Annotated in this window: 14 protein-coding genes and 1 tRNA gene; 14 read left to right on the top strand and 1 reads right to left on the bottom strand. The window is 69.2% G+C overall.

Annotation, left to right across the window (positions count from 1 at the left end):
* Positions 1 to 43: 43 nt before the first annotated feature.
* Entirely contained in the window at positions 44 to 2011 is a 1968-nt protein-coding gene (acs, locus tag NE358_RS12000) for an acetate--CoA ligase (RefSeq protein ID WP_141376127.1), read from the bottom strand.
* Positions 2012 to 2450: 439 nt separating this feature from the next.
* On the opposite strand from acs, the gene NE358_RS11995 reads away from it, so the two are divergent.
* The 14 genes from NE358_RS11995 (at position 2451) to NE358_RS11930 (ending at position 16054) form a co-directional block, all read left to right on the top strand.
* Positions 2451 to 3431, top strand: coding sequence for a TadA family conjugal transfer-associated ATPase (locus NE358_RS11995; protein WP_174799646.1), 981 nt, complete (start codon positions 2451 to 2453; stop codon positions 3429 to 3431).
* Between the two features lie 44 nt (positions 3432 to 3475).
* Positions 3476 to 4336 carry a type II secretion system F family protein gene (locus NE358_RS11990; protein WP_170210616.1) on the top strand — a complete coding sequence of 287 codons (861 nt, stop codon included), beginning with the start codon at positions 3476 to 3478 and terminating at the stop codon, positions 4334 to 4336.
* Positions 4337 to 4372: 36 nt separating this feature from the next.
* Positions 4373 to 4609 (top strand): DUF4244 domain-containing protein, encoded by a 237-nt coding sequence (locus NE358_RS11985; protein ID WP_103206127.1) that lies wholly within the window; start codon positions 4373 to 4375, stop codon positions 4607 to 4609.
* Between the two features lie 2 nt (positions 4610 to 4611).
* Entirely contained in the window at positions 4612 to 4935 is a 324-nt protein-coding gene (locus NE358_RS11980) for a TadE family protein (RefSeq protein WP_103206128.1), read from the top strand.
* Positions 4935 to 5264 carry a helicase gene (locus NE358_RS11975; RefSeq protein ID WP_103206129.1) on the top strand — a complete coding sequence of 110 codons (330 nt, stop codon included), beginning with the start codon at positions 4935 to 4937 and terminating at the stop codon, positions 5262 to 5264. Before NE358_RS11980 ends, NE358_RS11975 begins: the two co-directional genes overlap by 1 nt.
* Positions 5265 to 5324: 60 nt before the next feature.
* Positions 5325 to 8189, top strand: coding sequence for a type I DNA topoisomerase (topA, locus tag NE358_RS11970; protein WP_289938807.1), 2865 nt, complete (start codon positions 5325 to 5327; stop codon positions 8187 to 8189).
* Positions 8186 to 8860, top strand: coding sequence for a dTMP kinase (tmk, locus tag NE358_RS11965; protein ID WP_141376120.1), 675 nt, complete (start codon positions 8186 to 8188; stop codon positions 8858 to 8860). Before topA ends, tmk begins: the two co-directional genes overlap by 4 nt.
* 68 nt (positions 8861 to 8928) lie before the next feature.
* Positions 8929 to 10107 carry a DNA polymerase III subunit delta' gene (locus NE358_RS11960; protein ID WP_170210615.1) on the top strand — a complete coding sequence of 393 codons (1179 nt, stop codon included), beginning with the start codon at positions 8929 to 8931 and terminating at the stop codon, positions 10105 to 10107.
* The gene (locus tag NE358_RS11955) at positions 10104 to 11645 is read left to right on the top strand and encodes an alpha/beta hydrolase (protein ID WP_289938800.1); all 1542 of its coding nucleotides are present in this window, start codon (positions 10104 to 10106) and stop codon (positions 11643 to 11645) included. Before NE358_RS11960 ends, NE358_RS11955 begins: the two co-directional genes overlap by 4 nt.
* Positions 11646 to 11705: 60 nt before the next feature.
* Positions 11706 to 12377, top strand: coding sequence for a deoxyribose-phosphate aldolase (deoC, locus tag NE358_RS11950; RefSeq protein WP_103206132.1), 672 nt, complete (start codon positions 11706 to 11708; stop codon positions 12375 to 12377).
* A gap of 65 nt (positions 12378 to 12442) precedes the next feature.
* Positions 12443 to 12515 (top strand) — tRNA-Thr (locus tag NE358_RS11945).
* Between the two features lie 268 nt (positions 12516 to 12783).
* A complete protein-coding gene (locus NE358_RS11940) occupies positions 12784 to 13179 on the top strand; it encodes a hypothetical protein (protein ID WP_289938797.1) in 396 nt (131 codons plus the stop codon).
* 101 nt (positions 13180 to 13280) lie between these two features.
* Positions 13281 to 15479: an MMPL family transporter gene (locus NE358_RS11935; RefSeq protein WP_499317872.1), complete on the top strand. Its 2199-nt coding sequence runs from the start codon at positions 13281 to 13283 to the stop codon at positions 15477 to 15479.
* Entirely contained in the window at positions 15476 to 16054 is a 579-nt protein-coding gene (locus tag NE358_RS11930) for an isochorismatase family protein (protein ID WP_289938794.1), read from the top strand. The genes NE358_RS11935 and NE358_RS11930 overlap by 4 nt, the downstream gene beginning before the upstream one ends.
* Positions 16055 to 16062 lie beyond the last annotated feature (8 nt).

Below are 16062 nucleotides of genomic sequence, written 5' to 3'. Positions count from 1 at the left end.
GAAGATCCCGGATGCCGAAGCCCTCGGCATCCGGAACCGAATTTCACCTCACCTGGGCGCTGATGACGCTCATGACTGCCGTATCGGCGAGGGTGGTGGTGTCTCCGACCTCGCGGCCCTCGGCGACGTCGCGGAGCAGACGGCGCATGATCTTGCCCGAGCGGGTCTTCGGCAGCTCGCCGACGATGTAGACGTCACGGGGGCGGGCAATCGGACCGATCTGCTGACCCACCCAGGTGCGCAGCTCGTCGCCGAGGCCCTCGACGGGGTGCTCTTTCAGGTACCGGCTCTTGATGATGACGAACGCGACGACGGCTTGGCCGGTGGTCTCGTCGCTCGCGCCGACCACGGCGGCCTCGGCGACGCCCTCGTGTCCGACGAGGGCGGACTCGATCTCGGCCGTCGAGAGCCGGTGGCCGGACACGTTCATGACGTCGTCGACCCGGCCGAGCAGCCACACGTCGCCGTCGTCGTCGAGACGGGCGCCGTCACCGGCGAAGTAGTAGCCCTTGTCAGCGAACTTCTCCCAGTAGGTCTCGCGGTACCGGTCGGGGTCTCCCCAGATGCCGCGGAGCATGCTCGGCCAGGGCTCGGTGATGACGAGGAGGCCCCCACTGCCGTTGCCGACCGGCTCGCCCTGCTCGTCGACCACGGCGATCGAGACGCCGGGGATCGGCACTTGGGCAGAGCCGGGCTTGGTCTCGGTCACTCCGGGGAGCGCGGAGATCATGATGGCACCGGTCTCGGTCTGCCACCACGTGTCGACGATGGGGGTCTTGTCGGCGCCGATGATCTCGCGGTACCAGATCCAGGCTTCGGGGTTGATGGGCTCACCCACCGAACCGAGCAGACGGAGCGACGACAGATCGAACTTCTGCGGCACGTCGCGCCCGATCTTCATGAACGAACGGATCGCGGTCGGCGCCGTGTAGAAGATCGTCACGCCGTGCTTCTCGATGAGCTCCCACCAGCGTCCCGGGTGCGGCGTGTCGGGGGTGCCTTCGTAGAGCAGCTGCGTCGCGCCGTTGGCTAGGGGACCGTACGTGACGTAGGTGTGTCCTGTGATCCAGCCGATGTCGGCGGTGCACCAGTACACGTCCGTTTCGGGGTGGACGTCGTGGACGACGCGGTTGGTGAATGCGGCTTGGGTGAGGTACCCGCCCGACGTGTGAAGGATGCCCTTCGGCTTCCCGGTGGTTCCCGAGGTGTAGAGGATGAAGAGGGGGGTCTCGGCGGGGAACGCCTCGGCCTCGTGGTCGGCGGAGGCTTTCGGAACCACGTCGTGCCACCAGAGGTCGCGGCCCTCGGACCAGTCGACCTCGTTGCCGCCCCGCTTGACCACGAGCACGTGCTCGACGGTCTCTTGCTCACCGGAGCCGTTGCGGTCGGCGAGCGCCAGGTCGACAGCGGGCTTGAGGGGGGAAACCTTCCCCTTTCGCCATCCTCCGTCGGCGGTGATGACGAGCTTGGCGCCGGCATCGTCGATACGCGCACGCAGGCTGTCGGCCGAGAATCCGCCGAAGACGACGGAGTGCACGGCGCCGATGCGCGCGACGGCGAGCATCGAGGCGATGGCCTCGGGGATCATCGGCAGATACAGCGCGACGCGATCGCCGCGCTCGACGCCGAGCTCGGTGAGGACGTTCGCCAGGCGCTTCACCTCGTCGGTCAGTTGGGCATAGGTGACGTTGCGCTGATCGCCGGGCTCGCCCTCCCAGCGCAGAGCGATGCGATCGCCGTTGCCCGCTTCGACGTGCCGATCGAGGCAGTTGTATGCGACGTTCAGCTCTCCGTCGGCGAACCATTCCGCGAACGGGGGGTTCGACCAGTCGAGCACCTGGGTGAAGGGAGTGTGCCAGTGCAGTTCACGCGCCTGATCGGCCCAGAAGCCCTCGCGGTCCGCTGCGGCGCGCTCGTAGAGGGTGCGGTCGGCGACGGCCTGCGCGGCGAAGTCGGCCGACGGCGCGAACCGGCGGGTCTCGTTGAGGAGGTGATCGATCTGGCTGCTCATCGCGGCGCTCCTTCGCGTTCACGGACCCGCGCACCTGCGCGCGGTGTCCTCACCTCGGTCACGCTATCGACCGCCTCCGACACCGGCCACCTCCGATAGATGGGATCGGGGTGGATGGGAAACAGGTGATATATCGCCATGAATAGGTCGGTCGAGTTGGCCTGACTGATTTGCACGCGTACTCTAGCTAGCGCCCGAACATCGCTTCCGGCACTCGCGTCGGGGGGAGCCCCCCAATTTTTCCCCGGCGCGTGGCGGCATCCCTCGCCCCCCACTGTAGGGATGCCGCCCCCTTTTTTTGCGCCGGCGGCTCTCGCTGACGAGAGGTGGCCGCGCCTCCTCGAACTTGTTCCTCCCCAGGAACGGGTGTTCGCGCCGCATCCACCGTTCGCCTCTGCCGGCCCGCAGCCCAGGGCATCGCAGCTCTACCGTCGTCGTCGTGACCTCCCTCGCCCCGCTCGGAAGCGGCTTCGACGCCGCGGCCGTCGACACGCTCGATCCGGCAGTGGCCTTCCTCCGCCCCTTCCTCGACGACCCGGGCGTGACCGACCTCTTCGTCAACGGCGACCGAGGACTCTTCGTCGACCGGGGGGAGGGGGTCGAGCGCGTGACATCGTGGCAGGCCACCGAAGCAGAGGTGCGCCGTCTGGCGGTGCATCTGATCGCGCTCGGAGGACGACACCTCGACGATGCATCGCCGTGCGTGGACGTCCGGCTCGAGAGGGGCGTGCGGGTGCACGCCGTTCTCGCTCCCGTGGCCGCGAGCGGAACGAGCATCTCCGTCCGGGTCCCCGCGTTCGACGGCCCCGACCTGTCCGACCTGCAGCGCGCGGGCATGTTCTCCGCGTATCAACAGGAGCGATTGCAGGCTCTGGTCGACGGTTGCGAGAACGTCCTCATCGCCGGACCGACCGGGGCGGGAAAGACGACTCTCCTCGCAGCTCTGCTGTCGCGGGTCCCCGCGACGGAACGCATCATCACGATCGAAGAGGTCGCGGAGCTCCACCCCGACCACCCCCACCACGTCGCGCTCGAGGCTCGGCAACCCAACATCGAAGGTGCCGGCGGCATCTCCCTCTCCCGCCTCGTGCGGGAGGCGCTGCGCATGCGCCCCGACCGGTTGATCCTCGGCGAGTGCCGAGGGGAAGAGATCCGAGACCTCCTCATGGCGCTCAACACCGGCCACGATGGTGGAGCGGGGACCCTTCATGCCAGCAGCCTGGCCGAGGTCGCGACGCGTCTCGAAGCCCTGTGTGCGCTCGCGGGGATGGATGCCAGAACGTGTGCGCGTCAGAGCGCCGGGGCCATCGACGCGGTGATCCACGTGGACCGGGTCGACGGGCGTCGATGCATCACCGGCCTGGGCCGGCCCGTGGTCAGGGACGGGCGCCTCTTCATCGAGCCGGAGAAGTGGACGTGAAGGCGCGGACAGCGCTCCGACCCGAGCGACATCGACTTCGCGAGGTGAGGGCCGCCGATCCGATCGAGACGGTTCTGCGTCTCGCCGTCCTGCTGTCCGGCGGAACAGCCCCGACTCTCGCCTGGAGATATCTCGCCGAGAGCGGTGATCCGACGCTCACCGCCGCTGCGGACGCCGCCGAGCGGGGAGCGGACGTCGGCACGGTCCTTCGGCAGGCCGGGGATTCGTGGAGCGGTCTCGCGGCGATCTGGAGCGTGGCCGTGGCCGCAGGGGCCCCGTTGTCCGATGCTCTCCGCTCGGTCGTGGGCGCGCTGCGCGAGACGGCCGAGGTGTCCTCCGACGTGCGCGTCGCTCTTGCCGAGCCGGCCGCGACCGCACGCCTTCTCGGCTGGCTACCTCTTGTCGGCGTCCCGCTCGGCGGTCTCCTGGGCTTCGACCCGGTCGGCACGCTGCTCGGAGACCCCCTCGGGCAGTGCTGTCTGGCGCTCGGGCTCACTCTCATGGCGACGGCGTACCTGTGGATGCGGCGTCTCTCCCGCAGGGCCCAGCCGCCGTCTGCGATCCCCGGGCTCGAGGCCGAGCTGTGGGCGGTGGCGCTCTCTGCGGGCGTCTCCGTCGACCGGGCGCGGGGGCTGATCGGCCATCTCGGCTTCGACCCCACCGGGCGCACCGATGTCATCGACACCCTCGAGCTGGCCACTCGCGCCGGAGTTCCGGCTGCCGAGTTGCTGCGCGGCGACGCATGGATCGCGCGCTACCGGGCTCGGAGCGCGGGCCGCGTGTCCGCGGCACGGCTCTCGACACGCCTGCTCGTGCCCCTCGGGTTGTGCACCCTCCCGGCGTTCCTTGTGATCGCGGTCGTCCCCACGGCGCTCGCCGTCCTACGATCCACGGCGCTGCCGTGATCTCCGTCCATCCACCCCTGAAAAGAAGGAGTTCCCGTGTTCCGTTTCGTTCCCACTGCCCCGCGTCCTCGACGGGGGGCAGACCTGCCCCCACTGACGAGCGCACGTGCCGGAGCCCTCTTCCTCGACGAACGGGGTGCGGCGACCGCCGAGTACGCCATCGCGACCATGGCGGCCGTGGCGTTCGCGGGGTTGCTGGTCATGATCATGCGCAGCGACGAGGTGCGCGGAATTCTGACGGATCTCGTGCGTCGGGCACTGACGGTCCAGTGAGGATGCCGCAGCTCGGGGAGCGTGGGGCGGTCACCGCCGAGTTCGCCGTGGCGCTGCCTGCTGTCCTTCTCGTCCTTGCGCTGGGCGCCGGTGTGCTCGGTTCGGTGGCAACCACTGTCCGTGCGCAGCAGATGACGGCGGAGGCCGCGCGTCTCCTCGGACGCGGTGACGGCGGGGCGCTGGCGCGCCTCGCAGAGATCGGTGCTGACGCGTCGGTGAACCGCGGCGGGGGAGTGGTGTGCGTCCGCGCATCGCTGCCGGTGCCGTTCGCGCTTCCGCTTCCGCCCGCATCCGCTCGGGCCTGCGCCCTCGACGGGGGTCGCTGATGGCGGGCGCCGTGTCCAGCGTCGGCGTGGCCGCGGTGATCGCGGGCCTCATCGCCGCTCTGGGCGTGGTCGGCGGCGCGGCGCTCGCCGCCGAACGCCTCGCGGGGACAGCCGATGCCGCCGCCCTCGCGGCCGCGGACGCCGCGAGTGGAGCGGTGACGGGTGTGCCCTGCGACGAGGCTGCGCGCATCGCTGAGGCCGGGAACGCGAGCCTTCGGGAGTGCGATGTCGAGGGCCTGATCGCCACCATCACCGTCGCCGGGGCGTACGGTGGGATTTCATTCGATGCGCGCTCGCGGGCCGGACCCCCTGAGGCCGCGATCCCGTGAGACCTCCCGGAACCCGAACAGGGAGGCGTGTGTATGGTGTGCATCGACGAAAGGACCCCAGTGGCAAACGGAAAGAAGCTCGTCATCGTCGAGTCCCCGACGAAGATGAAGTCGATCCAGGGATACCTCGGCGACGACTACGAGGTGCTCAGCTCGGTCGGTCACATTCGCGACCTCGCGTCGAAGAAAGAGATCCCGGCTGACAAGAAGGCGGCGTACGGCAAGTACTCCATCGACGTCGAGAACGACTTCGATCCCTTCTACGTCGTCAACGACCGCAAGACCAAGACGGTCGCCGAGCTCAAGCGGGCGCTGAAGGGCGCCGACGAAGTCCTGCTCGCCACTGATGGTGACCGCGAGGGCGAGGCCATCGCGTGGCACCTGCTCGAGGTTCTCAAGCCCAAGGTCCCCGTCCGCCGCATGATCTTCCACGAGATCACCAAGGACGCCATCAAGGAAGCGGCCGAGCACACCCGTGAGCTCGACGTCTCCCTCGTCGACGCGCAAGAAACGCGTCGCGTTCTCGACCGCCTCTACGGCTGGGATGTGTCGCCGGTGCTCTGGCGCAAGGTCGGCTCGGGTCGTGAGGGCACCGCCCTCAGCGCCGGTCGTGTGCAGTCCGCCGCAACCCGCATGGTCGTCGAGCGTGAGCGCGAGCGCATGGCGTTCGTCTCCGCCTCGTACTGGGACGTCGAGGCTCTCGCGTCTCAGTCCGGCTCCTCCTTCACCACCCGCCTGAACCGTCTCGACGGCGCGCCCATCGCCCGCGGCGGCGACTACGACGACAACGGTCAGCTCAAGAAGGCCGTCGTCGTGCTCGACGAGAAACAGGCCCGCGCTCTCGCTGACGCCATCACCGCCGCCGGCACCGCGACCGTCGCCAAGGTCGAGGCCAAGCCCGGCACGCGTAGTCCTCGCGCGCCTTTCACCACCTCCACACTCCAGCAGGAGGCGGGTCGCAAGCTCTCCATGAGCGCCAAGCACGCCATGGGCGTCGCGCAGCGACTCTACGAAAAGGGCTTCATCACCTATATGCGTACCGACTCGGTCGCCCTCTCGGGGCAGGCCATCTCGGCAGCGCGTGCTCAGGCCGTCGCTCTCTACGGCGACAAGGCGGTCCCTGCGAACCCGCGCGTCTATAAGAGCAAGTCGAAGAACGCGCAGGAAGCGCACGAGGCGATCCGTCCCTCGGGCGAGACCTTCCGCACGCCCGCGTCGCTCGCTTCCTCGCTCGATCGCGACGAGCAGAAGCTCTACGACCTCATCTGGAAGCGCACCGTCGCCAGCCAGATGGCGGACGCCAAGTACGAGACGACGACCGTCACCCTTACGGTGAAAGTCGGTGCACAGGTCGCCGAGTTCACGGCATCCGGGACCGTCTACACGTTCAAGGGCTTCCTCGAGGCGTACGAGGAAGGAGCCGACGAGAAGCGCAACGATGACGACGCCGATCAGTCCCTCCCCGCCGTCGCCGTCGGCGACACGCTGTCGGTCAGCGACGTCGAGCCCAAGGGTCACAGCACCTCTCCGAAGCCGCGTTACACCGAGGCCAGCCTGGTCAAGGCGCTGGAAGAGAAGGGGATCGGTCGCCCGTCGACGTTCGCCAGCATCATCGGCGTGATCCTCGATCGCGGCTACGTCAGCAAGCGCGGCCAGGCCCTCGTGCCGAGCTGGCTCGCCTTCAGCGTCGTGCGCCTGCTCGAGGAGCACTTCGCCGATCTGGTCGACTACGACTTCACCGCCGCCCTCGAGGACGATCTCGACGCCATCGCGCGCGGTGAGCAGCGTCGTACGGAGTGGCTGAAGTCGTTCTACTTCGGATCCGAGAAGCAGGTGGGCCTGCGTCACATCGTCGACAACCTCGGCGAAATCGACGCTCGCGAACTCAACTCCACGCGGATCACCGACACGGCGACGCTGCGCTTCGGCAAGTACGGCCCCTACCTCGAGGTCACCGACCCCTCAGCCGGCCCCGACGCGAAGCCCCGTATCGTCAACATCCCCGAAGACCTGGCTCCCGACGAGCTCACGCCCGCGAAAGCCCAGGAGCTCATCGACGCCCCCGTCGCCGGCGACCGTGTGCTGGGGGAGAATCCCGACAACGGCAAGCTCGTCGTCGTCAAGGACGGCCGCTTCGGTCCCTACGTGCAAGAAGTCGACGCCGAGGAACCCGAAGAGGTCGACCAGGCCACGGGCGAGGTCGTGGAGGCTCCGAAAAAGCGAGGGGCGAAGAAAGAAGCGCCCCCCAAGCCCCGGACGGCGTCGCTGTTCCGGTCGATGTCGGTCGACACCGTCGACCTCGACACGGCGTTGCAGCTCCTCTCGCTCCCGCGCGTCGTCGGAACCGATCCCGAATCGGGCGACGAGATCACCGCGCAGAACGGTCGCTTCGGTCCCTACCTCAAGAAGGGCACGGACTCGCGGTCGCTCGACGACGAGAAGCAGATCTTCGACATGACGCTGGAGCAGGCCCTCGCCAAGTACGCCGAGCCGAAGTACGGCGCCCGCCGGGCGTCCAGCGCGCTCAAGGAATTCGACGCCGACCCCGTGAGCGGCAAGCCCATCAAGCTCAAGGACGGCCGCTTCGGCCCCTACGTCACCGACGGTGAAACCAACGCGACCGTTCCCCGCGGCGAGGACGCGATGGCCATCACCTTCGAGCGTGCGGTCGAGCTGATTGCCGACAAACGCGCCAAGGGCCCGGCGCCCAAGAAGACGGCCGCCCGCAAGGCCCCGGCGAAGTCGGCGACGAAGGCCACGACGAAGACGACCGCGGCGAAGACCACGGCGACCAGAACCGCCGCGGCAAAGACCACGGCGGCGAAGACGACCGCGACCAAGAGCGCGGCGGCCAAGACCGCCGCCACCACAGCGGCGGCGCCCAAGGTGGCATCCACGCGCAAGGCGCCGGCGAAGAAGTCGTGACCGACGACCCCACCCGGCCGCTGACCGTCCCCCGGGCGGCCTCGGCCGGGGGCCCCGGCCTGTTCGTCACCTTCGAGGGCGGCGACGGCGCGGGCAAGACGACCCAGGCATCGATGCTCGAGGACTGGTTGGGCTCGCGTGGCCATACGGTCGTCCGCACGCGCGAGCCCGGTGGTACCGAGGTGGGAGTGCGCATCCGCGACATCGTCCTGCATCATCGCGGTCATATCGCGGCGCGAGCCGAGGCCCTGTTGTACGCGGCGGATCGTGCTCATCACATCGAGACCGTCGTTCAGCCGGCCATCGCCCGCGGCGACGTCGTGATCCAGGACCGCTACCTCGACTCCTCGGTCGCCTATCAGGGCGCGGGCAGGGTCCTGGATGCCGACGACATCCGCACCCTGTCGCTCTGGGCGACGGGCGGTCTCCTCCCCGACCTCACGGTGCTGCTCGACCTCGATCCCGCTGCAGCGCGTCGTCGACTGGATGCCGACGACAAGCCGTTCGACCGGCTCGAGGCGGAGAAGAGCGAGTTCCATGCGCGTGTGCGGGCCGGTTTCCTCGCCCTCGCCGTCGCTGAACCGCGGCGGTTCCTCGTGCTCGACGCCACACTTCCGGCGGACGAGCTCGCGCGCCACGTGCGCGCCGCGGTCTTCGCGCGCCTCAGCTGACGCAGCGCCGGGCGATCCACAGTCGAACGCCAGCGGCCGTGTCCGACCCCGCGGTTAGGCTGGAGCCCATGTCCATCGCCCTCGATCCGTCCGTTCCCGCTGCGGGGGCGGCGGCATTTCCTTGGGATGCCGTGTGGGGGCAGGACGAGGCGGTGCAGACGCTGCAGAACGCGGCGTCCGATCCTTCCGCGCTCGCCCACGCCTGGCTCATCACCGGACCTCCGGGCTCCGGTCGCTCCACGTTGGCGTACGCGTTCGCCGCGGCACTCATCGCCGATCCCGGTGACGAACCGGCGCAGCGTCAGGTGCTCGCCCGCACGCACCCCGATCTCACCGCTCTGCGCACCGAGCAAGTCGTCATCCGCATCGACGAGGCGCGCCGACTGGTCGAACGCGCGTCTTTCGCCCCCTCGCTCGGTCGTCACCGTGTGATCGTGGTCGAAGACGCCGATCGCATGGCGGAACGCACCTCGAACGTGTTGTTGAAGGCCCTCGAGGAGCCACCCGAGAAGACGGTGTGGGTCCTCTGCGCGCCCAGCGACGCCGACCTTCTGCCCACCATCCGCTCGCGCGTGCGCGTGTTGCGCCTGCGCGAGCCGTCCGTCTCCGACGTCGCCGCTCTCGTCGTGGAGCGCACGGGAGTCAGCCCCGATATCGCCGAAGAATCTGCCCGGCACGCACAGCGCCACATCGGGATGGCGCAACGCCTCGCCACCGACGACGACGCCCGCGGACGTCGGGCCGAGACCCTCGCCGCCGTTCTCGCCGTCCGCGGCATCGGCGACGCCGTCGAGGTCGCCGGGCGAATCGTGCGCCTGGCGACCGACGACGCCAAGGCGCTCACGGCCGCCCGTGACGAAGAGGAGCGCCGCTCGCTCCTGCGCATGCTCGGCGTGGCCGAGGGGGCCGCGGTGCCGCCGTCCGTGCGCGGTCAGGTCAACGCCCTCGAAGACGATCAGAAGCGCCGGGCGACCCGCAGCCTGCGCGACGGCATCGACCGCGTGCTCACCGACCTGCAGTCGCTGTTCCGCGACGTCGTGATGATCCAATACGGCCGCGAAGGTGATCTCGTGAACAGCGAGCGCCTCGATGCCCTGCGCGCCTTGGCCTCGGAATGGTCGCCCTCGCGCACACTCGGAGTCCTCGACCGCATATCGGTCACCCGCCGCAACCTCGAACAGAACGCCGCCCCGCTGCTGGCGCTGGAGAGTCTCATGATCACCGTCGCCAACGGATCCGCCCCGTGAGCGTGCGCCGCCGGCTCGCGGCCGTCGTTGCGGGCGTCGCGGGTCTGGTCCTCACTCTGTCGGCCTGCCTCTACGCGCAGATCCCGCCCATGGCTCCCGCCGTAGGCCCGTCGTTGACTCCGCAGACCGAGGGCATCGACGCCTCGCTCCTGCCGTACTACGGGCAGGAACTCAGCTGGACCGACTGCGGTTCGGCGGGCTTCGACTGCACGACGGTCACGGCTCCGCGCGACTACTCCGACCCGTCGAAGGGCGAGCTGCCGTTGGCCGTCATCCGCCACCGAGCGACATCGGGACAGCCCCTGGGTTCGCTCCTGACCAACCCTGGCGGGCCCGGCGTGAGCGGTGTCTCCACCGTGCGCGACTCCCTCTCGCTCGTGGCGGACGAGACGCTCACGAGGGAGTACGACGTCATCGGCTTCGACCCGCGCGGTGTCGGCCAGTCTGCCCCGGTCACCTGCTACGACGCGGCGGGCATGGATGCGTTCCTCTACGACATCCCGCCGGGAGCGCGCGGCAGCGACGAGCGCAACTCCGCCCTCGAAAAGCGTCAGGCCGACTTCGCACAGGCGTGCCAGCAGAACAGCGACGGCATTCTGCCGTACGTCTCCACAGAGAACGCGGCACGCGATATGGACCTGCTTCGGGCTGTCCTGGGCGATAAGAAGCTCAACTACCTCGGTTTCTCGTACGGCTCGTTCCTCGGCACCACGTACGCGGGGCTCTTCCCCGATCGCGTGGGCCGGATGGTGCTCGACGGCGGCATCGACCCCAGCCTGCCCAGCACCGCGAGCGGAATCGCCCAGGCGGTCGGATTCGAGAACGCCCTGCGCGCCTTCATGGCGGACTGCCTGAAGAGCTCGGACTGCCCGTTCACCGGTTCCGTCGACGACGCGATGAACGACCTCTCCTCGCTGCTCGAGCGGGTCGACGCTCGTCCCCTGACCGGCCCCGATGGCCGACAGCTCGGCGCGGACACCCTCGTGACCTCGATCGTGGCGGCGCTCTACAGCGACCAGAACTGGCCGTACCTCCGAATCGCTCTGACCGGCGTGCAGAACGGTGATGCCTCCGTCGCCTTCCAGCTCGCAGATTTCTACAACGGTCGCGTCGATGGGAAGTACCAGGACAACACGATGCAGGCGCTGCGCGCCTACAACTGCGTCGATTATCCCGACGAGGGCGACGAGAACGACCCGCAGATCGAGCAGGAGCTTCAGCAGAAGGCGCCGGTCGTCGCACCGTACTGGCTCGGGCCCGACGCGTGCGCCGCGTGGCCGGCACCGCCGACCGGGAAGCGCGAGGCGATCACCGCCCCCGGCTCCCCGCCGATCGTCGTCCTCGGTACGACCGGCGACCCCGCCACACCGTACACGGAGGCGCAAGCGCTCGCCGGTCAGCTCTCGCAGGGCGTGCTCGTGACCTACATGGGTGAGGGACACCTCGCCTATAACAAGGGCAACGACTGCGTGAACTCGGCCGTCGACGATTATCTGGTCGACGGCGCCGTGCCCGCCCAGGGGCTGCGCTGCGAGTAGCGCCGCGCGCCCGGCCGCCTGCCCGCCTAGGCTGATGACGTCACACCCCGAGGAGACCCCATGACCGCGCCCATCGCCGACCTGGCGACCTACATCGACCACACGCTGCTCAAGCCCGAGGCCACCCGCGCCGACGTCGAGCGCCTCATCGCCGAGGGCGCCGAGCTCGGCACCTACAGCGTGTGCATCTCGCCCTCTTTCCTGCCGGTGCAGCTGCCGGAGGGACTCAAGCTCGCGGTCGTGTGCGGCTTCCCGAGCGGTAAGCACCACGCCGAGGTCAAGGCGGCGGAAGCCGCCCTGTCGGTCGCCCAGGGCGCCGATGAGATCGACATGGTCATCGACGTGGGTGCGGCCGTCGAGGGGCGTTACGACATCGTCGAGTCCGAGATCCGAGCCGTCCGCGCCGCGGCTCCCGCCCCCACCGTGCTGAAGGTCATCATCGAGTCGGCGGCGCTCTCCGACGAGGCGATCATCGCCGTCTGCGAGGCCGCGGTGAACGCGGGTGCCGATTTCGTGAAGACGTCGACGGGTTTCCATCCCGCCGGCGGCGCGAGCGCCCACGCCGTCGAGCTGATGAAGCGCACCGTCGGTGACCGCGCCGAGGTCAAGGCCTCCGGGGGCGTGCGCACCCGCGCCGCCGCCGAAGAGATGATCGCCGCGGGCGCCACACGCCTGGGGCTGTCGTCGAGCCGTGACATCCTCGCCGACCGCACCGCGGCCGGCGACTACTGACCGCGTACCTCGACACCCGCTGGAGCATGTAAGATCGATGATCGTGCACGCGACAGCGCGCACATGCCGCCTTAGCTCAGACGGCAGAGCGATTCACTCGTAATGAATAGGTCAAGGGTTCGATTCCCTTAGGCGGCTCCGAAGGCCCTCACCCGCTTCCACCGGGTGGGGGCCTTTCTTCGTCGACGAGATACCCGACCGCCTCTTGCGCACTGTTCCGTCTATGGTCGGCCCCGAGGGTCGCGGCTCTGCCGCTCACTCTCGCTCTGATCGCGACGCGGCGTCTCGAGGCGCTGCAGCCGGGTCCGTCTCCGGTGAGCCCGGTGGCAGCCCGATAGGCTGATCCCGCCTCGTTCCGCGCTCGCGTGACGGCCGTCCTCCGCCCGCTGACCTCGCTGGAGCTCCCGTGTCGAACGCCCTCGATGCCGTCATCGAGATCTTCACGTGGGTGGGTCTGGGTGGTGGCTTGCTGTTGGCTTTCGCGGCAGTGTTCCTCTTGCTGGCCGACGGCACCTGGCTTCCCGCTCGCGCCGTCGTCGAGGATGTCGAGGGCGGCCGCGTGGTCCGCTGGTTCGACGCCGACGGGGGAGTGAACGAGGCGCCCCTCTCGGCACATGACGAGGCGAAGATCGGCGCCGCCGATATGGCCGACATCTACTATCGCCGTGGTGCGGTCAACCGCATGCGGCTCGCGCGCTCCTCGCCCCTCGTCCGTTTCGTCTCGCTGCTCGCCGCGGGAGTGCTCGGCCTGGGCGTGCTGGCTTTTGTCGTCTCGATCGTGGTGCTGTTCGCTCGGGGGTGACCGACTGGCGCACAGGCCATATAGCTAGATAAGCTAGCTATATGGCATCGTCCTCTGCACCCAGTCGTCGCTCCCCCCGAGGGGAAACAACCCGGCGCTCCGTGCGGCCCCCGCGTGTCTCGCGGTGGCTGCGTGTCGGCATCCCGAGTCTGCTCGTGCTGCTGTGGGTGGTCGGCGGATCGATCGGCGGGCCGTTCTTCGGCAGAGTCGACCAGGTCGCGACGAACGATCAGTCCTCGTTCCTGCCGCAGTCGGCCGATGCGACGCGCGTCAGCGAACGGTTGACGGACTTCACCGGCAGCGACACGATTCCCGCGATCGTGGTCGCCACGACGTCCGACGGCAGCGCCCTGAGCGATGCGCAGGTCGCCGCCCTGCAGAGCCTTGCCACCGACATCGCCGCCGTCGAGGGAGTGGCCGGCGACGCCTCGCCCCCCGTGGTCTCGGACGACGGTCAGGCGGCGCAGATCTTCGTTCCGATCGACAGCTCCGGCGAGGTGCGGGAGGTCGTTGAACAGGTGCGCGAGAGGGTGTCGGCGCAGGTTCCCGCCGGGGTCGAGGCGTGGGTCACCGGTCCCGCCGGGTTCACCTCCGACCTCGTGAAGGGCTTCCTCGGCATCGACGGTCTGTTGCTGGTCGTCGCGCTCGCGGCGGTGTTCGTCATCCTCGTGATCGTGTACCGATCTCCTCTCTTGCCGATCCTGGTCCTGCTCACCTCGGTGTTCGCGCTCTGCGTCGCTCTTCTCACCGTGTGGTGGCTCGCCTATGCCGGGATCGTCGTGCTGAACGGCCAGGTGCAGGGGATCCTCTTCATTCTCGTCATCGGTGCGGCCACCGATTACGCCCTCCTCTACGTCGCGAGGTTCCGTGAGGCCGTCGGCGAAGGTCTGAGGAGATGGGATGCCACGACCCGAGCGTGGAGGGGCGCCTTCGAGCCCATCCTGGCATCGGGTGGCACCGTGATCGCGGGCCTTCTCTGCCTGTTGCTGTCCGATCTGGCTACCAACCGTGCTCTGGGGCCGATCGCCTCGATCGGCATCGCCTTCGCGGTGCTCTCGGCGCTGACGTTCCTGCCCGCACTGCTGGCGTTGGTCGGTCGGGCCGCGTTCTGGCCGTTCCTGCCCAAGCCGGGCCGGTCGGCACTCCCCGCCGACCTCACGCAGCCGGTGAAGGGCCTGTGGCCGCGGCAGGCGCGTCTCGTGGCCCGTCGCGCTCGTCCCATATGGGTCATCTGCACGCTCGTGCTTCTCGCGGCGTGCGTCGGCATCACGCAGCTGCGCGCCGACGGCGTGCCTGCGAGCGACCTCGTCCTCGGCGCCTCCGAGGCGCGGGATGGGCAGATCGCGCTCGCCGAGCACTTTCCGGGCGGTTCCGGCAGCCCTGCCTACGTGCTCGTCCCCGAGAGGGAGGCCGCTCGGACCGTGTCCGTGCTCCAGAACGCCTCGGGGATCGAGGCGGTCTCGGTGTTCAGTGCCGACGCCCCCGGCGGACAGGCGCCGGTGACCGTGGTCGACGGCGTCCTGCAGACGACGGCGCTCGGTGCCCCCGGCGCACCCGCTCCGTCCCCGACGGTTTCCGACGGCGATGTGCTGCTGGCCGCCACCCTCGCCGACACGGCCGATTCGTCTGCGGCGGACGACACCGTCCGCCAGCTCCGCACCGCTGTGGCCGTTGAGTTGGGCGAGGGGACGGCGCTGGTGGGCGGGGTGACCGCGACCGACATCGATTCGATCGACACGTCGATCCGCGACCGCACACTGATCATTCCGATCGTGCTCGCGGTGATCCTGCTGATCCTCATGGCGCTGCTGCGCTCGATCGTCGCGCCCGTCATCCTCATCGGTACGGTCATCGTGTCGTTCGGGGCCGCTCTCGGCGTCAGCGCTCTGGTGTTCGACGGCATCCTGGGCTTCCCGGGAGCGGACCCGGCCGTGCCGCTCTACGGCTTCGTCTTCCTGGTGGCGCTGGGCGTGGACTACAACATCTTCTTGATGTCGAGGGTGCGGGAGGAATCGCTCGCGCACGGCACGCGTGCGGGGATCCTGCGCGGACTCGTCGCAACGGGTGGAGTGATCACCTCGGCCGGTCTCGTACTGGCGGCGACGTTCGCCGCTCTCGGGGTCATCCCGATCCTCTTCCTCGCCCAGCTCGCCTTCATCGTGGCGTTCGGAGTCCTGCTCGACACCTTCGTGGTCCGCTCCCTCCTCGTGCCCGCCCTCGCCTACGACCTCGGCCGCCGTATCTGGTGGCCGTCGAAGCTGGGGCGCGCGGATGCCGATACGCGTAGGCTCGACGCATGACGCGCGCCCTGTTCATCGTCGACGTTCAGAACGACTTCACCGAGCGCGGGGCGCTGGGCGTCGAAGGGGGCGACGCGGTGGCGGCGCGCATCTCGCACTACCTCGCAGAGCACGCCGACGACTACGCGCTGATCGTGGCTTCGCGCGACTGGCACCACGGCGACGATGACAACGGTGGACACTTCTCCGACGCCCCCGACTTCGTCGACACGTGGCCCGTCCACTGCGTCGGCGGGACCTTCGGCGCCGATTACGACGAGGTGTTCGACACCTCTCACGTCACCCATCACCTCAAGAAGGGGCAGGGCGAACCCGCCTATTCGCTGTTCGAAGGCATCACCGACGATGGCGAGACCGCGGCGCACCTGCTCGAGTCTCACGGCATCCGGGACATCGACGTCGTGGGGATCGCGACGGACTACTGCGTACGGGCCTCGGCCCTCGATGCGCTCGGCGCGGGGCGACGGGTGCGCGTGCTGACCGACCTGGTCGCCGGGGTGCACCCCGACTCGAGCGCCGCCGCCCTGACGGAGATCGCGGCCGCGGGTGCGGACGTGACGACCTCGCGGGCCTGAGCCGACCC

The organism is Sphingomonas sp. G5, assembly GCF_052660795.1.
The sequence above is the reverse complement of the archived record's forward strand: the minus strand, read 5'-3'. Positions and strand labels throughout refer to the sequence as shown.